Genomic DNA, 17,687 nt, shown 5'->3' with positions numbered 1-17,687 from the left:
GTTAATTCTTGCGTGCCATCAGCACAGTATGGCTTTGGGTTTCCGGGTCCTTGGCCAAAAACCCTGTCATGATCATCCCGTTTTCTTCGAGGCAGGTGGCGTAACCGGCGGGTGAGAGAGAGGCGTGATACACGGGTTCGCCGCCAACAGTTCCCTGTTCCTCACCTGCGCTGGGGCCAACGGTCAGCATCAACATTCCGCCCTTGCGCAGATGGCGGGCCATTCGGGCGATACAGCTCTTCTGCTCGTCAGCAGTCAGGTGGAAAAAGCTGTTCCAGGCGACAATACCATCAAAGCTCTGGTCCAGCTCGAAATTACGCATGTCAGCTTGCCGCCAGTCTCCATCAGGCCAACGGCTATGGGCGATCTCAAGCATAGCCTCGGAAAAATCGACACCTGTGACGGTGAAACCTTCAGCCTTGAACCATCGGGCAATGGGCTCACCAGTGCCGCAGCCCAGATCAAGGACGTGATCGCCGGGCTTCAGGCTGGCGGTGAAGCGCGCCAGCCAGCGCGCTTCGAACAAAGCCCGCGAGCGTTGCTCGTCATAGGCTTTGGCCTGCCGTTCATAAACGGCGTGGGTATCGTTCGGGTCGACGGTCATCCGACCCATGTGGCTCCGGCGGGGTCATCGGTCGCCGTAATGCGGTACAGGCCTGCCTGCCCGGTCATGGACGGCGCGACGGTGTAAGCCTCACCCGGCATAACCAGCGCGGTATCGCCGTTTGACAATGTGACCTCATATCCGTCTACGGTGATACGCCAATGGCCGCTGGCCGGCATCAGAACCACAGGCTTCTCAGCTTTGACCGGATCATTCACAGCCGAACCACGGGTCAGGAAATCAACCTCGAACCCCGGCTTGTCCTTGATAAGACCGGTCTCACCAATCACCAGCGCAGGTTTTTCAGCGCCCAGCGCCATCAGGTCCCAATAGCGGGCGACGTATTTGCCGATCACCGCGTCGACCGGCACCTCGGGATAGGCTTGCAACTCTGCTTCGTTCAACAAGGGCATCGGCCGGACATTGTGGGGCAGTTCCTGACCCTTTTTGCTGTCGTAAAGCACACCGTTGTCGCCCAGCATCAGACCATGCGCCTGTGCGTCCTCGATCACCTGCGGCGCCCACGTGACACCGCCACCGGCATCATCACCCCCCAGGATCGACATGATCATGCCGTAGTCCTGTCCGACATTCTCGAACCCGCGGAAGATACCTGTGGGGATGTTAAAGATATCCCCCTCTTCGGCAATGAATTCTCCGGCTGTGCCATAGCGTCCCCAAAAGAACCGCCAGCGGCCTTTCGCGACAAAGAACACCTCGGCCGTGGTGTGGCTGTGCAGGGAGTTTCGGCATTTCGGCGGCTGACCCGCCGCGCCGATGTTAAAGCCGATCTTGTCGGCGATGTGGACGTGCTGATCGGGCGATTCCGACACGCCGCCACCGATGATGGTAAAGTTCTCTTTCTGATCGCTGCCCGGAGTGTGAGCGTCGATAAAGGCGGTTTTACAGGGTTGCAGCTCGCCATAACGGACGATGCGTTGTTGAAAAGTACTCATGACGGTGTCTCCTTGGATTTGGGGGGAAAGATGGGATCAATTCCCGCCCCCCGGAGGCCGATTGTTCAGACGCCGTGCGCGCAGCGACGCACGATGGGTATGATAGCGCCGTGCAGTCTGGCTGGCGTTCAGGGATGAGACCATCGCGGTCACCTAACCCTCTCCACCCTGCAGCAGGATCTGTTTCCAGACCGAAGTTTCGTCGAACAGCGTGTACTCGCGCCGCAACTGTGGCTGACCGCCGATCAGCGCACCAAACTCAGCATGGCTGATGCCCAGAACATAGACCTGCGCGCCGGTTGGGGCGCCAAATGCACCCCAGCCATCATGTTTACCCCACAGGCTCCAGCGCACGGCAGCACGGGGCGGCATGTTCGGATCATCGCGACCAATCTGGTGTTCAACCTTGAATTCCGCATTGGGGAAGCTGGCCCGCAGACCCATCCAGAACCGATCCACCGCATCCCAGCCATGGCCAGTGACACCGCCGACATATTCCGATTGCACGGCGCGGTCATACTCGGCCTCGATCACGCCCATATCGGCATTCATGATCTTGGTCAGGATATAGGCATAGCGCTGACCCCATTCATTGTCATTGCCCTTGCCTTTATAAGGGCCGGGCTGGTCGGTTTCTGGCGTCAGCGGTTTGACGCAGTTCTCTGGCCCACCCTCGCGCGCGATCAGGTCGGCAGCGTATTCCTTGGGGTCCCAGCCCATCTGCCGGACGATGGCACCCTGATCGCGGATCAACCATTCATCGTCGATCTGATTATCTTTGGCGTGACAGTCGGCCAGAATCCGATAGCGCAGCTTTGTGCCGGTCGGCTTGCCATACACCCCTTCGGCCAAATGCGTCGCGGTCGAGATGATCCGGTGCGAGCTTAACATCCCCTCTTCCGGCGTGCCGGACCAGATCACATCTTCGCCCAACAGCTGCCGATCCGGAAACTCAGCCAGTGTTGCCATGGTGGCGCCGATGACGTTCTGATTACCCAGAACAACGGACCCGGGCGAGCGCACGACGATATCCTTGCTGTAATAGTCATGCAGCGTGGCGATGCCCCGGTCTTCCCAAATTTCCTTGGTGATACCGATGATATAGTCGGGAAAATCCCGGAACTTCGGATCGAAGCCTTTCATATGTCTGTCCTTTGTGGGGTCCACCCTTTTGGCAACCGGGCCGAGGTACGTACAATCAGCGGCCCGTCTATGGCCACCTTGCGCGCCGCGGCGGCTGCCGGGTTTTCGATATGATCCAAAAGCGCGTCCACAGTTTCAGAAACCATCAGATTGGCCCGCTGTCGGATCGTCGTGAGGTTATAGGCAAGCCACCCCGCCTGCGGGACATCATCGTACCCGATCACCGAGACATCTTCGGGAACACGCAGGCCAAGCTCAAAGCGGATGACATCCATGACGGCCAGCGCCATATGGTCATTGGCCACGAACACGGCATCCGGCCTGTCATCCGGTGCAACATCAAACATGCGACGTGCAGCCGTTCGGGCATTTTCCGTGTGAAACTCGCCCACACCATGGGCAAACACGGCCTGACCGGCCTCAGCCAATGCCGCCCGGAACCCGGCCTCGCGGTCACGCTGGGTCGAGGCACCCTGCCAACCCGCGATGTAAGCAATGCGACTGTGGCCAGCGGCAACCAGGAACTCGGCCACCTTGCGGCCACCGGCATAATTGTCAGACGTGACCGACGTGATCCCGTCTAGGTCCTGACTTCGGTTGAACAGCACCACGGGTACACCCGCCTGCTGACAGCGCGTTGCAATATCTGACGACATCGCAACCGAGGCCAAAACAACGCCATCCACCTGATAGTCGAGGATTTCCTCCATCACGTCATCAATGTTACCCGCCGTGCGCGAAGCCATGAAGATCAGCACATGATACCCCTGTTCTTGCAGGGCGTTGGACAGTTTCTCAAGCGCTTCGGGATAGAAGTAGTTGTCCAGATAGGCGACCACCAAACCGATGATACGGCTTTTGCCGGATACCATCGCCCGGGCCAGAACATTGGGTCGATACCCCAGCTCTGCCGCCGCCTTGCGCACCTTTTCTTCAGTCTTTTTGCTGACCGAGGCACCCGGCGTGAACACCCGGCTAACCGCCGACTGACTGACGCCTGCCAGTTGCGCAACCTGAAGGGATGTGACTTTTTCTGCCATCAATCCGCTGTCCACCCCCCGTCAATCAACATCGAAGTTCCGGTCACCAAAGCCGAGGCGTCCGAGGCCAGATAGGTCACCGCGCCCATGATGTCTTCGACCTCACCGACACGGTCCAGCTTGATCTTCTCCATGATCCAGGCGGCGCGCTCGGGGTCATCGAAGGTGGCTTGCGTCAAGGGTGTGCGAATGAAGGTCGGGCAGACTGTGTTGATGCGGATGCGCTGCTTTCCCCATTCGATTGCCATGGCTTTGACCATACCCTCAAGCCCGTGCTTGGTGGCACAATACAGCGCCCGATCAACCCCGCCGACGTGGCCCATCTGGCTTGAGATATGGATGATCGAGCCCGGCCTGCCCGTCGCCATCAATGCCTTGGCCGCATAGGCCGACAGGAAATAAGCCGACCGCAGATTTACATCCGTGACCGCATCGAAATCCTCGGGCGTGGTGTCGATCGCCGCGCTGTGGCGCGCGGTTCCGGCGGAATTCACCACGACGTCAAAGACGCGCCCATCAAACAGCTGTTGCAGGGCATTCAAATCGCCCTGATCCACAACCGCAGCTTCGGCCGACCAGCCCTGCGCCTGCAACGCCGCGACGGTTTCAGCCAGCCGGTCTGCCCCACGCGCGGCGCAGACCACATGCGCCCCGGCCTCGGCCAAGGCCACCGCACAGCCCTGTCCAATCCCCGAGGACGCGCCGGTCACAAGGGCGGTTTTGCCGTTCAGCGAAAACGAAGGGGTGCGGGGCAGGTCAGTCATCAGCTCATTCCATCAGGCGTTTCAATGCGGCCCAGATTCCGGGCCTTGTTGAATTCACGCAGGCGGGCGAAAACGTCAACGCCAAGCTGGCGGTAGGCATCCAGAAGATCGACCAGCACCCAGTTTTCGCGTATGCGCCCGTTTTCCAATCGCCAGAAATCCAGACTGCACATGGCGATTTTCTTGCCCGAGGGCGCAATCCCCATCCATCCGTCATGGGTAACCGTCTGGATCATGTTCGGCCAGCCGGTCACAGCCGCATACTCGCCATCACCAAAGAAATGATAGGTGATGTCGTCCACATACTGCCCGCGATCCGGCATGCCGTTCAGGAACGGAATCTGATGCCAGTTGCGAAACCCTGCGTAACCGCGCCCGGTGCCGATGCCCGAAGGCCCGTACCAGTTCATGCGTGGATGCCAGAACCGCTCCATCTCCATCACTTCGGGGCCACCTTGTGACGGGTGTTTTTTCAAGTGTTCCAGCATGTCGATAATGTGTTGGCACGTCGCCTTGCCCTTGGCCGCATCGTAAGGTCCGGGCACGAACCCGTCCTGAGTGGCTGGTCCGGGCACATGCCATTCTCGGCCAAGGCTGGGGGCCATCGGCCAGGCGTTGGCCTGCATCATCACCTCAGGGATGTCCCAGAGCGCCTGAACCTCGACGACCTGTCCGTCCACGAAACGATAGAATTCGTGGAACCGCATGGTGACCTGATGGCCCGTCGGCGGGATATCCAGCCAAGGCCCGGTGAAGGTACCGGTGTAATACCCCCCGCACCCGACCCAATCCGCGCCGTTTTCGTCCGGCCCGGCCATGACGATATAGTCGCGACGCTCCAGATCGGGCCATGCGTGCAGCAGGTCCTTATAGGCGCAGTCGTAATATGCATCGCTGCCAATACTGTCACCAAAGGGATGGCATAGGTGGAACACTGCATCCGATGTCGTGACCTCAGCCAGCGCCTTGCGGACGCCGGCTTCGGAAAAGTCATACATCGCGGCCCTGAGCAAAGCGATCAGGGCCTTATGCTGTGTGTGCTTGTCGCTCATTCAGCGGCATCCCGATACGGTGCGGGCTTGCCGTAAGGCACGTTGATACCGCCATAGCGGCGCACCCGCACGTTGCACTGTTCAGCATGGCCCACAAACCCCTCCAGCATGCACAGGCGCGACCCATATTCGCCAATCAACGTCGCCGCCTCGTCGGTCAGAACCTTTTGATAGCTATGCGTTTTCAAATACTTACCCACCCAAAGACCACCGGTATAGCGCCCGGCTTTCTTCGTCGGCAAAGTATGGTTCGTGCCGATCACCTTATCTCCGTTCGAGACATTGGTGCGCGGACCAAGAAACAACGCGCCATAGCAGGTCATGTTCTCAAGGAACCAATCATCCCTATCTGTCATCACCTGCACATGCTCGGATGCGATATCATCGGCGACCTGCAGCATCTCATCATATGTGTCGCAAACGATCACTTCGCCATATTCGTCCCACGATACTTTCGCGGTGCCTGCCGTGGGTAGGATTCCCAGCAGACGGTCGACCTCGGCCATCGTATCCTCGGCCAGTTTGCGCGAGTTGGTCAACAGCACGCAAGGACTGTTATAGCCGTGTTCCGCCTGACCCAGCAGGTCGGTCGCGCAGAGTTCCGCATCGGCGGCAGTCTCGTCGGCGATGACCATGGTCTCGGTCGGGCCAGCGAACAGGTCAATGCCGACACGGCCGAACAGTTGCCGCTTGGCTTCGGCCACAAAGGCGTTGCCCGGACCGACCAGCATATGCACGGGGTCAATCGTTTCGGTGCCCAGCGCCATCGCACCGATGGCCTGAATGCCGCCCATGACATAGATCTCATGGGCGCCGCCCAGATGCATCGCGGCAATCACCGCTGCGTTCGGCTTGCCATTGAACGGAGGTGTACAGGCGATGATGCGCGGCACGCCCGCCACCGAAGCCGTCGCCACCGACATATGCGCCGAGGCGACCATCGGGAATTTGCCACCGGGCACATAGCATCCCACCGACTGCACGGGGATGTTCTTGTGGCCCAGAATGACGCCGGGCAGGGTTTCGACCTCGATATCCACCATGGAATCGCGCTGCGCTTGAGCAAAGTTGCGCACCTGTTCCTGCGCGAATTTGATATCGGCCAGTTCACGGTCGGTCAGTTGCCCAATGAGGTCGTCAATGTCCTGCTGAGACAGGCGAAACGACGGGGGCGAATAGTTGTCGAACTTTTCGCTCAGCTCGCGCACGGCCACATCGCCACGGGTTTCGATGTCTTTCAGGGTCGCTTCGACCACAGCGCGGGTTTTGGCGTCATCTTCGGCCCGGTCAGCATCAGATTTACCGCGTTTGAGATACTCGATTGTCATGTTTCCAATCCTCAGTTTTCCGGCCGGGGCGCTACTTTTTCACCCCGGTCAAAAGCTTCCCAGCCTTCCCCGTTGAACAGATCGACACCCAGCTGCGCCGCGACATGTGCGAAATCGACGTTCACCCAGTTGTCGACGATCTTGCCATCGACCACTTTCCAGAAATCCATGTACCGGATCTCGACCCGTTTGCCGGTGGGGGCGATGCCCAGAAACTCACCGGAATGGGTCGCCTCTTGGCGGCCAAACGCTGCGGCCCATTCGCCCATATACAGGCGGGCCTCATCAATGCAGGTCTTGTCCGAGAACGCGGCCTGAAACGGGCGCTGCCAGTTGTCCTGAAACTCTTGCAGACCAGTCTTGGTGCCACAACCCTGATTGCCCATCCAGCGAAAGCCCTGAGCAAAGAACTCGCCAATGTCATCAATGCGGTGGTCATTCAGGCCATCGACCATGGTTTCGATCACGCGGCGCGTGTCTTCGGTTTTGTCCAGGTCCGTGTCGCGGGTTAGAACCGCTTGTTCGGGGCGGGAACCTTTCATCTTTCTATCCTTTCAGGTTGCCGAGGGAGGGATTGGGTCAAGAAACCCCAATGCTTAGAAAATCCCTGGGCATCCTGTTCAGCGCCGGGTGGCGCGACAGGGCGTTATGGCGTGCGTTCTTGCTCATTACCCTTTCACCGCTCCGGCGGTCAGACCGCTGACGATCTGGCGCTGGAAGATCAGAACAAGAAAGATCAGCGGCGCGGTGATCGATACGGCGGCTGCCACAGCGACCACCTGATCGGTTGTCGTGGTCTCGCGGTTGAACATGCCGACAATGGCGGGAACCATGGTCTGGTTCTGCGCATCCAGCAGCAGCGACGTGACGAGGATGTCGTTATACGCCAGCAGAAAGCTGAACAGCCCGGTGGTGATCACGCCCGGCCACATCACCGGCATAATCACGCGTCGGAACGCCTGGAAGTGATTGCAGCCATCAACGCGCGCGGCCTCATCCAGTTCGGCTGGGATATTCTGGAAGAATGACCGCAGCATCCAGATCGTAAAAGGCTGGTTGATCGCCACCAGCACCGCAATCACCGCGAAAGGCTTGCCGTACAGCGTCGGTGCGTTTTCCCCCAGGATCGGCGCCAACCATTCGGATGAGCTGATGAAGACCGGCAGATAGCTGGCCACCAGCGCCGAGGGCGGCAGCGCGCGGAAGATCAGCGCGACGATCAGCAGCCAGAACGCCAGAGTCGAACCCGACCGTGCCAGCCCGTAACCCGCCAGTGTCCCGACCGACAGCGACAGAACAACAACCCCCGTGGTTACGATCAGCGAGTTCTTGAAGTTGTTCGAAAACCCCCGGTCGATCCAAACGGTTTTATAGTGTTCGGTCGTCAGCCCCAATATGTCCCGCCCCAGAGGGCCAAAGAGCGGGTTCAGTATGCTCAGAATGGCAGGCAGGATCACGAAGAATACGATCAGAAAGGCCACCACGGCGGCCAGAATGCCAATCACCCAGCCAAACCACTCCTGACCTTCTTTGGAATAGGCTTTGATCATCCCAGGCATCTTTTTGGTCACCAGAGCAATCGTGCCCCAGATCACCCCGATCCCCAGAATGATATCCAGCAGCGAAATCCCCTTGCCATTGGCCAGCGTCGCCGGTCCGAAGATCACGTTCAACGCGTTGCCGTCAAAGGCATCGACCGGGGATTTGAAGCTCATCACCGTGATCCAGAAGATCGGAAAGATGGCGACAATGCACCAGAAGGCCAGGAAGATGTTTGAAGTCAGCCGCAGGCTGAGCGGTTGGCGAAGCGCGCGCGAGGACATGTCAGTGACCTCCTTTGTGATCGCGCCATGTCCGGCGCAGCGGGAAGATAAGCAGGATGGCAATACCGATCATGGTGAGCATGGCGCTGGCCGAAGCCCGGCTGATCGAACGGTTGCCCGCCTGATCAGGCACCAGGAAGTCATAGGTCAACCACTGCAACGAGATGACATAGCCTTGGCTGGCGAAACCGACGATCTCTTCGAACACCCGATAGCTGTCCATCAAGTGGATCATCGACACAAAGATGATCAGCGGCATCAGATGCGGGATGACGATGTATTTCATCCGCTGCCACCGGGTTGCGCCGTCAATCACAGCACTTTCCAGGCTGTCCTGATTGACCGTTTGCAAACCGGCATAAAACACGATGGCGGCAAAGGGGGCGACGTGCCAGACGCGGTACAGCATCATCAGCACCTCAATTGTCCAGGCCTGCGCAAACAGCGCGATATCGCGGTTCAACCACCACTCCAGCAGCGCCGTCAGGATACCGTCGCCGCGAAACAGCCAGTTGACCGACAGCACCCCGATCACCGGGGTAATGATGAAGGGCAACAGCGAAATAAAGATAACAGGCCCTTTTATCGCCTGCGCGGCATTGTTGATCAAAACGGCGATCCCCAGCCCGCAGACAATGACCAGCGGCAGGGTGATCAGCGTGAAAGTCAGCGTGAACCGCAGCGCTTTCCAGAAGTTGATCGTGGACAACACATTCCAGCTGCCCTCGCTGATCGCGCGCCATGCACGTTCAGGCTCCAGCACGTTGCGATAGCTTTCCAGCCCGACATACTGGGTCTGCATGATGACCTTGCCCTCTTCGTCGAGTTGGGGCTGCGAAACCGTCTCGGTCACACAGGTCTGGGTCAGAAAGCCGGGGGTGCAGGTTTCAACTTCAACCGTCTCATAGATCGGTTGGGTGACATAGAAACTCTGCTTGAACACGCTGATCAGCGGGAACGCGATAAAGAGAAGCATCATAAAGACAGAGGGGCCAACAAAGGCGGCAAATGTCCGGAAATTCATGGCTCTGCCTTTCTCATGGTTCTCAATGGGAAGGGTGCAGGAGGACCGAGGCCCTCCCGCGGGAGGATCAGTTGTTGATCAAACCGGCTTCTTTGGCGGCGGTGATGTAATCCGCCTCGATATCAGCCAGTGTGGTTTGCGCGTCCTTGGCGCCGGTCATGAAATCAGCCAGACCGTTGCCCAAGGCGGTGTGCATGATGCCCATCGGGCCCGAAGCCGGGTATGCCTTGGCCCCGGCTTGGGCGGATGCAGCCGCACCGGCGGCCAGTTCACCTGCTTTGTAGGCCGGGTTCAGCCAGACGGCAGCGTCATTGTTGGCACTGACCATTTCCTCATCCATGCCTTCAAGCATGACACGGAAGGCGGCGTCGGCCTCCTCGTCGCTCATGTTCGAGGCCAGAACGAAACCGTCCCACCAGATCGTAGTGGCCGGTGCAGCCGAGCCCATCGGAGCCGCCGACATAGTAACCTTGCCCACCACCTGGCTTTCGGCTTCGTCGTTCATTGCAGCGGCGCGGCTGGCCCACAGGTTTGCCATGGCAATCTTGCCCTGCTGGAACTGCTGCTGAACGTAAGTTGAATCCGAGACCAGATATTCCGGATCCATATAATCGGTCATGGCCTTCAGGGTTTCCAACGCCTTAACGCCCTGCTCGTTATTGATCGCAGGCATGTTGCCGTCGCCAAAGAAAGATCCGCCTTCACCCATATACATGTTGATGAATTCCTGACCGAGGTTCCAACCGGTCTTGAAGGTGCCGCCGATCGGGTATTCCATAACACCCGCATCTTTGATCTTGGCGGCGGCGGCCAGAACGTCATCATAGGTTGCGGGCTCGGCAATACCCAGGTCGGCCAGAACGTCGTTGCGGTACATCATGTGCTGCGCGTTCACCATCATGGCAATTGCCATGGTCTTGCCATCCACCTTGATCAGCTGGTTTGGCAGCAGGTTCTGTCCGTATTTCTCGACCAGATCGTCCAGCGGCCGGATCGTACCTGCATTCAGCAACGGGATCAGAGTCGTGTTCGACACCCCACCGATCTGATAGAGCGACGGGCTGGCTGCAAAAGCCTCGGGCTGTTTCTCGCGGAATTCCTGGTCCAGCGAGGCATTGAAATTGCCGCATTCGGCCATCGCATCGGTGACGGCTTTCCAGGCCTCGAAACCAGCCGAGAGCGATTTGAGCGGTACGTCATTTTCAAACGAACAGGCAGCCCATGTGCCACTTGCCGCGATGGACATGGCACCTGCCATGAGGATCGTCTTGAGTTTCATGCGTTTCTCCCTGTCAGGATCGGTCCGTCGTCGACGTCCGGACCGGTGTTAAGCCCGTATGGGCTGTTCGTGGGGTTGTTCCCCGATCCGCGCACCGCTTCCAGCTTCGAAGAGGTGACAGATTTCTTTGGGCACCGAGAACGAGACGGGATCTCCAATCTCGGCGCGGAAGGCTTTGTCGGCTTTGACCGATACCAGCGCACCGCCGACCCGGACCGAGATCATGGTCGCATCTCCCAGCAGTTCCAGCGTGTAGATCGGTGCGGTGATTTCGCCCTGCCCTTCGGCAAGGCCAGCATCTTCAGCGCGGAAGCCCAATGTCATCGGACCGTCCGGTGCGTCGACCGGAATGGCTACATGTTCGGCGCGGAACACACCGCCCGAAGCCTCGCCATCCATCAGGTTCATCGCCGGTGAGCCGATAAAGCTGGCCACAAAAGTATTGGCGGGCCGGTCGTAAATATCGGTCGGGCTGCCGACCTGCTGCACCACGCCTTGTTTCATCACAACAACTCGGTCGGCCAACGTCATCGCCTCGATCTGGTCGTGGGTCACGTAGATGGTTGTCACCGCCAGTTCGTGGCTGAGGTTCTTAATCTGAGCTCGGGTCGAAACACGCAGCTTGGCATCCAGGTTCGACAACGGCTCGTCCATCAGGAACACGTTCGGTTCCCGTACGATGGCGCGGGCCAGCGCCACACGTTGCCGCTGACCACCTGACAATTCGGCGGGTTTGCGGTGCAAGAAATCGTCCAGTTCCACCATCGCGCTGGCCCGACGCACCTTGTCGTCATGGGTCGACGGGTCGATGCCGCGCACTTTTAAAGGAAAGCGGATGTTTTCGTAGACGTTCATGTTGGGGTAGAGCGCGTAGCTCTGGAACACCATCGCCACATCGCGGTCCTTGGGCTCCAGATCGTTGACCACCTTGCCATCGACCAGAATTTCGCCCTCGGTGACGTCCTCAAGACCGGCGATCATGCGCATCGTGGTGGTCTTGCCACAGCCCGAGGGGCCCAGCAGAACCAGAAATTCGCGATCCGCGATGGTCAGGTCGAAATTGTGGACCCCAATGAATGACCCCCAGCGCTTGCCGACGTTGCGCAATTGAATTTCCGCCATGGTGCCCCCTGAAAGGATTCGTTTGCATACGTTTGCAAAACAGTAATTCGCATATATCAAATCAGGCAAGACTTTTTTGCATACGTATGCAAAAATACGCGAAACCACCGAGTCGAATTCGCGGAATAGACCCCGCAAAACACTGATAAAGAACGGAAAGCACCGTGAGTTTTCAAACTGAAAAAAAGCTGATCCTGTCCTTCCATGACGCGCTTAGCCGCGCTTATGGGGATGAGTTGGCCACCGTCACAAAGCAATATTGCGCACCGAATCTGGTGTGGCGCGGATTTCACCCGTTCGACGAAATCGCAGGCCCTGACGCGGTGGCGCGCAGGATCTGGCAGCCGCTGAAACACAGTCTGACCCATCTACAACGCCGACAGGATATCTTTTTCGCGGGCCGAAATTCTTTGACCGAAGGGGGCGTCTGGGTGGTGTCGATGGGGCACCTCATGGGTCTGTTCGACGCGCCATGGCTGGGCATCCGCCCCACTGGCAAGATGGCCCTTTTGCGGTATTGCGAATTTCACAATGTTGCAGATGGCAAGATTTCCGAAACGGCAATGTATTTCGACATTCCGCACCTGATGGTTCAGGCCGGTCAGAACCCCTTTCCGCCACAGACCGCAGCGCATCTGGTGCAGCCCGGACCTATGACACATGACGGCATTCTGACCGAAGATCAGCCCGCCGACGAAGGTCACAAGACGCTGGAGGTCATCAACGCCATGATCGCGGACCTTGGGCAGTGGGACAGCGGCTTGTCCCTGACGGATGAGCTGGCGCAAACCTGGCACGAGGACATGATCTGGTGGGGGCCCGAAGGGATCGGTGCCACCTACACAATCGCGCGTTACGCGCAACAGCATTCCGGCCCGTTTCGCGCGGCCTTCACCGAACGCTCAAAGACCCAACATATCTGCCGCATGGCCGAGGGGCACTATGGCGGCTTTTTCGGCTGGCCCAATTTCACCGCCGTGCCCACGGGCGGTTTCATGGGGATGCCCGCCACTGGAAAGGCGGCTGAGTTTCGGGTGATCGACATCTATCGCCGTGCGGGTGACAAGCTGGCCGAGAACTGGATCTTCATCGATCTATTGCATTTCTGGAAACAACAAGGCGTCGATATATTGGCCCGCACAACCGGGATTGAAACACCATGAGGATTGATGCGCATCACCATCTGTGGGACCTGACCGCGGTGCATTATCCGTGGTTGATGGAAAAGGGCGCGGTGCGATTCTTCGGTGACCCCAGCCCCATTCAGCGGAACTATCTGCTGCCCGAGTTCCGAGCTGACGCTCAAGGATTTTCCGCCTCGGTCCATATCCAGGTAGGTGCGGCCGATCCCTGGGCCGAGGCGCAATGGGTCCAGTCTGTTGCCGATCAAAATCCCGATTGGCCACTGGTCCAAGTTGCCTTTTGTGATCTGACTGCACAGGACGTAACCGCGCAACTGGATCGTTTGCAATCCCTGCCCTCTGTGCGTGGGGTGCGTCAGATCATCGGCCGCGCCCCGGGCGAGGATCAACTGTCCGGCACAAACGACCTGCTGGACAATCCAAGGTTTCTGGACGGGTTGAAACAACTGGGCGACCGCGGACTGTCATTTGACCTGCAATTGCTGCCAGAATTGATGGAGCAGACCGCCGCCGTTCTGGCGCAGGCCCCTGCGACGCGGGTGGCGCTGTGCCATGCAGGGTCACCCCATGACCGGTCGGAACAAGGGTTGCAACGGTGGGCGCAAGCGCTGCATCACCTCTCGGCGCTGCCGCAGGTGACATGCAAACTGTCCGGTCTTGGCATGTTCGATCACAAATGGAGCGCCGACAGCGTGCGACCCATCGTGGACACATGCCTGACCCAATTCGGGCCCGATCGGTGCATGTTCGGGTCGAATTTCCCGGTCGACAGCCTGTCCTCTACCTACGCGCTTTTGGTTGAAAGGCACGGCGCGCTGGTTCCCGAACAAGACCACGATCTTGTCTTCGGAGACAGCGCGCGCCAGTTCTATCGCATATGATCCACGCGGTGCCTCTGCTCAGGATACCGACTGTTCCGACACGATCTCACCAAAGCGGGTGAAGAACTTACCCGACAGCTTTTTGGCCGTGCCCGCAATCAGGCGGCTACCAAGCTGAGCGATCTTGCCGCCAATATCGACCTTGGCTGTATAGGCCAACACGGTTTCATCCCCATCCTCGGTTAGAGTTACCTCAGCCCCGCCTTTGGCGAATCCCGCCGCCCCGCCCTTGCCTTCGCCGGTTAGGGAAAACCCACCTGGCGCGTTGGAATTGTCCAATGTAACTTCGCCTGCGAACTTCGCCTTTACCGGGCCAATCTTCAGGACCACTTTCGCCTCAAGTTCGTCGGGTGATGTCTGGGTCAGTTCTTCGCAACCCGGAATACATTCGCGCAGGATTTCAGGGTTGTTCAAAGCCCGATGCACAACATCGCGTGGCGCCGTGATACGGATTTCATCACTAAGTTCCATTCATGTTTCCTTTGTTCAACAGCATCTTGGAAATACCAAAAGCGCGGTCTCTGTCGCCTCTTTCGAGGTTTGTTTGGGACGCGCAGGCCACAAGGCCCGCAGCCAGTTAAGCACGTTTTTCATCATCAGACGTATCCCTTGTTTTATTGGTGTTTCGCCACAACACGATCTCAGCCAGGATCGACACGGCAATCTCGTGCGGGTCGATCGCGTGAATATCCAACCCCGCTGGAGATTTGAGCCGCGCGGCGCGGGCCGGGTCCACTCCCTGAGAAACGAGTTTCGCCGTCAGCGTTTCGGCCTTTCGGCGGCTGGCCACCATGGAAACTCGGGCTGCATCGGTCTGCAACGCAGCCTTGAGCGCATCGGCATCGCCGCGACCCTGAGAGGCGACGACTACAAAATCCTGCACCTCTATCCCCAATTGCTCAATTGTATCTGCTGTGAATCGCTGAAACTCACCATCGATCTCAGCGCTTTCACTTATGCAAACACGGAACCCGGACAATGCACCATGGGCGGCCAGGGCCGTTGCAATCAGCGACTCGCCAAAAATCACCAGCCGCGGGGCGTGCTTATACGGCTCAACCAAAAGATCGACCGTGCCACCCGATGGGCAACCGCTCGTGTATGTCTGCATACCGTCAGGATCGACCATGTTCACTACCTTGTCCGAGGGTTTGACACGAATCATCTGCGGTGACCCGTTGGCCAACGCCTGTTGCGCCGAAGCCCGCACAGCGCGCTGCACGCAGGCCCCGCCGAGATGCCCCAAGATGCGCCCGTCCTTGGTGATCGCTGCCTTTCCCCCAGCCTTGGCCGAAGTAGCGTCCGCCGTGCGTAGAACTGTTGCCACACAAAACGCGTCACCGGTCTGGCGTAGCTGCTCAATGGTGTCGAATATGTCGAAATTAGCCAACTTAGACTCCATTCATAACTTACGAAACTGCGGCTCCAACGCAGCCAATGCGTCGAGTGTATTGGCAGGCAAGTGGGCATCCAGATAGGGTGTGGCTGCCTGCATAGCGGCGGCAATAGGCTGATAGTCACGCCAGCCTTTCAGAGGGTTCAACCAGACGATCCGCCGTGCTTTGCGCCGGATACGCGCCAGTACATCGCTCAGCGCCTGCGGGTCGGAACTGCAATAGCCATCTGACAGGATCAGCACAATTGTTCTACCATTCAGCGCACGCCCGCCATATCCAGTCAGAAACCGCTCCAGACTGCCCGAGATATCGGTGCCGCCACCGAACCCCTCTGCCATCAGCGACAGTCGCCCCGCTGCACGCAACGTGTCGTGATCACGCAACGCATCCGTAACCCGCATCAGACGGGTGTGGAAAAGATAGGCATCCGCTTGTGCATCGCCACCAATCAAGCCTTTGAGAAACGAAAGAAAAACACGAGAATATATGGTCATCGAGCCACTCACATCGCACAGGGCCACGATCCGCATTGGGCGCGGTGGACGAGTGCGACGGTAAAGGTCTATCGGCTCACCCCCGCGCGCAAGACTGGCGCGTTGCGTTCGCCGCATGTCCAGCGCCGGGCCTCGTAAGGCTTGTTTACGGCGGCGCGAACGGCGGTCACGAATGGCGTTTGCAAGGGTTTTTGCAGCCTTTTCCGCCTGTTTTAGAGTCTCATCGTCCATAACCTCGCGCAAATCACGGCGCGACAGGTTGGCCGTACGGGTCGCAATCAGCTTCCCGTCTCTCCCCACGGCCTCCCCGTCGCCCGGATCAGGCACGGTTGCCTGATCCTTACCAGTATCTGAGTCTTGCGCCTCTTGCTGTTCACCCTGCCAAATCATCGGTTTCGCGGTTTGCACCCGGACATGTGCAATATGCGCCGTGCCCGACCTCTGTTTACCCGCGTTGAACCAAAAGGCGTCGAACAATTCATCAAACCGCCGCCATTGGTCAGCGTCGCCTGCCAGTAAGACACAGAGCGCCTGCCGAACTTGCACGCTGTCCGTTGCCTCAACTGCCGTCAGAGCTGCCAGAGCATCTGCAGTTTCCGAAGGCCCAACCTGCAGGCCGTTCATCCGAAGATGCGCAATAAAGCCCGACATGCGATCTGCAACGCCTGCGGCGCGAGTGGGAAAACGCGTTACCGCCATCACGCCACCTTTCCGATCAAACGATCCATCACCTCGGGTGGAGCGGCGTCGTAGTCTGCTGCTGTTTTGAGCAGGCATACCAGTGTTGCCTGCACTTCCTCACGTGATTTCGACAGATCATTGACGCCCAGCCCGGACAAGGCGGCCGCCCAATCCAACATCTCGGCAATGCCCGGCGTTTTTTCCAGGTCTTCCCTCCGCAATGCCTGCACGACGCCGATGATCTGTCGGGCCAGAGACGCTTCGACCTCGGGCATCCGTGCCCGCAAGATCGCCATTTCCGTTTCTTGCGACGGGTAGTCGAGAAAACTGTACAGACACCTCCGGCGCAACGCATCTGATAAGTCCCGCGTCCCGTTGGCGGTCAGGATTACGATAGGTCTAACCCGCGCCTCGATAGTACCGAGTTCGGGTATGGTGATCTGAAAGTCTGAGAGGATTTCCAGCAGATACGCCTCAAATTCCTCATCCGCCCGATCAATCTCGTCAATTAGCAAAACCGGGGGGATTTCTTCTGAAATAGCCTCTAACAAAGGCCGTTTCAGTAAATAGTCATCCGTGAAAAGTTGCGATTCACTGGTGCCGCCTTGCGATTCGCTGGCACGAATAGCCAGCAACTGACGCTGATAGTTCCATTCGTAGATAGCGTGACTTGCATCTAGCCCCTCATAGCATTGCAGTCGGATCAGCCGTGTATCACGCCACGCCGCCATCGCCTTAGCCACTTCGGTCTTGCCGACACCCGCAGGCCCTTCCAGCAGCAATGGCCGACCCAATTGCTGCGCCAGATGCAGTGCCATCGCCAATCTATCATCGGCAACATAGCCTTGCGCGGCTAACCCTGACTGCACTTCACTTAAAGACAAAGCCGGTATCCAATCTTCATCTGGCAGGTAAACCTCGGGGGAGGTTCGGAGGGGGCTGCCCCCCTCCGTTCGT

18 protein-coding genes are annotated in these 17,687 nt (G+C 58.5%); 2 read left to right on the top strand and 16 right to left on the bottom strand.

Going from position 1 to position 17,687, the window contains the following annotated elements; genetic code table 11:
• Position 1: 1 nt before the first annotated feature.
• The 12 genes from ACR0JB_RS11215 to ACR0JB_RS11160 all read right to left on the bottom strand — a co-directional run bounded on the left by ACR0JB_RS11215 (position 2) and on the right by ACR0JB_RS11160 (position 12,135).
• Positions 2–613 carry a class I SAM-dependent DNA methyltransferase gene (locus ACR0JB_RS11215; RefSeq protein WP_170396951.1) on the bottom strand — a complete coding sequence of 204 codons (612 nt, stop codon included), beginning with the start codon at positions 611–613 and terminating at the stop codon, positions 2–4.
• Entirely contained in the window at positions 601–1,560 is a 960-nt protein-coding gene (locus ACR0JB_RS11210; RefSeq protein ID WP_480789925.1) for a cupin domain-containing protein, read from the bottom strand. Before ACR0JB_RS11210 ends, ACR0JB_RS11215 begins: the two co-directional genes overlap by 13 nt.
• Positions 1,561–1,713: 153 nt before the next feature.
• On the bottom strand, positions 1,714–2,703 hold the full coding sequence (locus tag ACR0JB_RS11205) for a nuclear transport factor 2 family protein (RefSeq protein WP_170349496.1): 990 nt from the start codon (positions 2,701–2,703) through the stop codon (positions 1,714–1,716).
• Positions 2,700–3,743 (bottom strand): LacI family DNA-binding transcriptional regulator, encoded by a 1,044-nt coding sequence (locus ACR0JB_RS11200; protein WP_217354378.1) that lies wholly within the window; start codon positions 3,741–3,743, stop codon positions 2,700–2,702. The genes ACR0JB_RS11205 and ACR0JB_RS11200 overlap by 4 nt, the downstream gene beginning before the upstream one ends.
• Entirely contained in the window at positions 3,743–4,507 is a 765-nt protein-coding gene (locus tag ACR0JB_RS11195; protein ID WP_170376626.1) for an SDR family NAD(P)-dependent oxidoreductase, read from the bottom strand. The genes ACR0JB_RS11200 and ACR0JB_RS11195 overlap by 1 nt, the downstream gene beginning before the upstream one ends.
• Complete coding sequence (locus ACR0JB_RS11190) at positions 4,507–5,559, bottom strand: ester cyclase (protein WP_170396947.1); 1,053 nt, start codon at positions 5,557–5,559, stop codon at positions 4,507–4,509. Before ACR0JB_RS11190 ends, ACR0JB_RS11195 begins: the two co-directional genes overlap by 1 nt.
• Positions 5,556–6,887 carry a histidinol dehydrogenase gene (gene hisD, locus ACR0JB_RS11185; RefSeq protein ID WP_170349500.1) on the bottom strand — a complete coding sequence of 444 codons (1,332 nt, stop codon included), beginning with the start codon at positions 6,885–6,887 and terminating at the stop codon, positions 5,556–5,558. The genes ACR0JB_RS11190 and hisD overlap by 4 nt, the downstream gene beginning before the upstream one ends.
• An 11-nt stretch (positions 6,888–6,898) precedes the next feature.
• Positions 6,899–7,429: an ester cyclase gene (locus ACR0JB_RS11180; RefSeq protein WP_170361133.1), complete on the bottom strand. Its 531-nt coding sequence runs from the start codon at positions 7,427–7,429 to the stop codon at positions 6,899–6,901.
• Between the two features lie 126 nt (positions 7,430–7,555).
• Positions 7,556–8,710 (bottom strand): carbohydrate ABC transporter permease, encoded by a 1,155-nt coding sequence (locus ACR0JB_RS11175; RefSeq protein ID WP_170376624.1) that lies wholly within the window; start codon positions 8,708–8,710, stop codon positions 7,556–7,558.
• Position 8,711: 1 nt separating this feature from the next.
• Complete coding sequence (locus ACR0JB_RS11170; RefSeq protein WP_170349503.1) at positions 8,712–9,734, bottom strand: carbohydrate ABC transporter permease; 1,023 nt, start codon at positions 9,732–9,734, stop codon at positions 8,712–8,714.
• A 67-nt stretch (positions 9,735–9,801) separates the two neighbouring features.
• Positions 9,802–11,013, bottom strand: a complete 1,212-nt coding sequence (locus ACR0JB_RS11165) for an ABC transporter substrate-binding protein (protein WP_170349504.1) — start codon at positions 11,011–11,013, stop codon at positions 9,802–9,804.
• 48 nt (positions 11,014–11,061) lie between these two features.
• On the bottom strand, positions 11,062–12,135 hold the full coding sequence (locus tag ACR0JB_RS11160; protein ID WP_170361129.1) for an ABC transporter ATP-binding protein: 1,074 nt from the start codon (positions 12,133–12,135) through the stop codon (positions 11,062–11,064).
• Between the two features lie 164 nt (positions 12,136–12,299).
• On the opposite strand from ACR0JB_RS11160, the gene ACR0JB_RS11155 reads away from it, so the two are divergent.
• Positions 12,300–13,298: a nuclear transport factor 2 family protein gene (locus tag ACR0JB_RS11155; protein WP_480789924.1), complete on the top strand. Its 999-nt coding sequence runs from the start codon at positions 12,300–12,302 to the stop codon at positions 13,296–13,298.
• Positions 13,295–14,158, top strand: coding sequence for an amidohydrolase family protein (locus tag ACR0JB_RS11150; protein WP_170396941.1), 864 nt, complete (start codon positions 13,295–13,297; stop codon positions 14,156–14,158). The genes ACR0JB_RS11155 and ACR0JB_RS11150 overlap by 4 nt, the downstream gene beginning before the upstream one ends.
• Positions 14,159–14,176: 18 nt before the next feature.
• On the opposite strand, the gene ACR0JB_RS11145 is transcribed toward ACR0JB_RS11150, so the two are convergent.
• The 4 genes from ACR0JB_RS11145 to ACR0JB_RS11130 all read right to left on the bottom strand — a co-directional run bounded on the left by ACR0JB_RS11145 (position 14,177) and on the right by ACR0JB_RS11130 (position 17,614).
• Positions 14,177–14,629, bottom strand: coding sequence for an SRPBCC family protein (locus ACR0JB_RS11145; protein ID WP_170396939.1), 453 nt, complete (start codon positions 14,627–14,629; stop codon positions 14,177–14,179).
• Between the two features lie 106 nt (positions 14,630–14,735).
• Positions 14,736–15,548 (bottom strand): XdhC family protein, encoded by an 813-nt coding sequence (locus tag ACR0JB_RS11140; protein WP_170396936.1) that lies wholly within the window; start codon positions 15,546–15,548, stop codon positions 14,736–14,738.
• 12 nt (positions 15,549–15,560) lie between these two features.
• The gene (locus ACR0JB_RS11135; RefSeq protein ID WP_170396934.1) at positions 15,561–16,748 is read right to left on the bottom strand and encodes a vWA domain-containing protein; all 1,188 of its coding nucleotides are present in this window, start codon (positions 16,746–16,748) and stop codon (positions 15,561–15,563) included.
• Entirely contained in the window at positions 16,748–17,614 is an 867-nt protein-coding gene (locus ACR0JB_RS11130; RefSeq protein WP_170396931.1) for an AAA family ATPase, read from the bottom strand. Before ACR0JB_RS11130 ends, ACR0JB_RS11135 begins: the two co-directional genes overlap by 1 nt.
• Positions 17,615–17,687 lie beyond the last annotated feature (73 nt).

This window comes from Ruegeria sp. BI7 (assembly GCF_056537925.1).
Note: the sequence above shows the minus strand (reverse complement) of the source record. Positions and strands in the feature narration are given on the sequence as shown.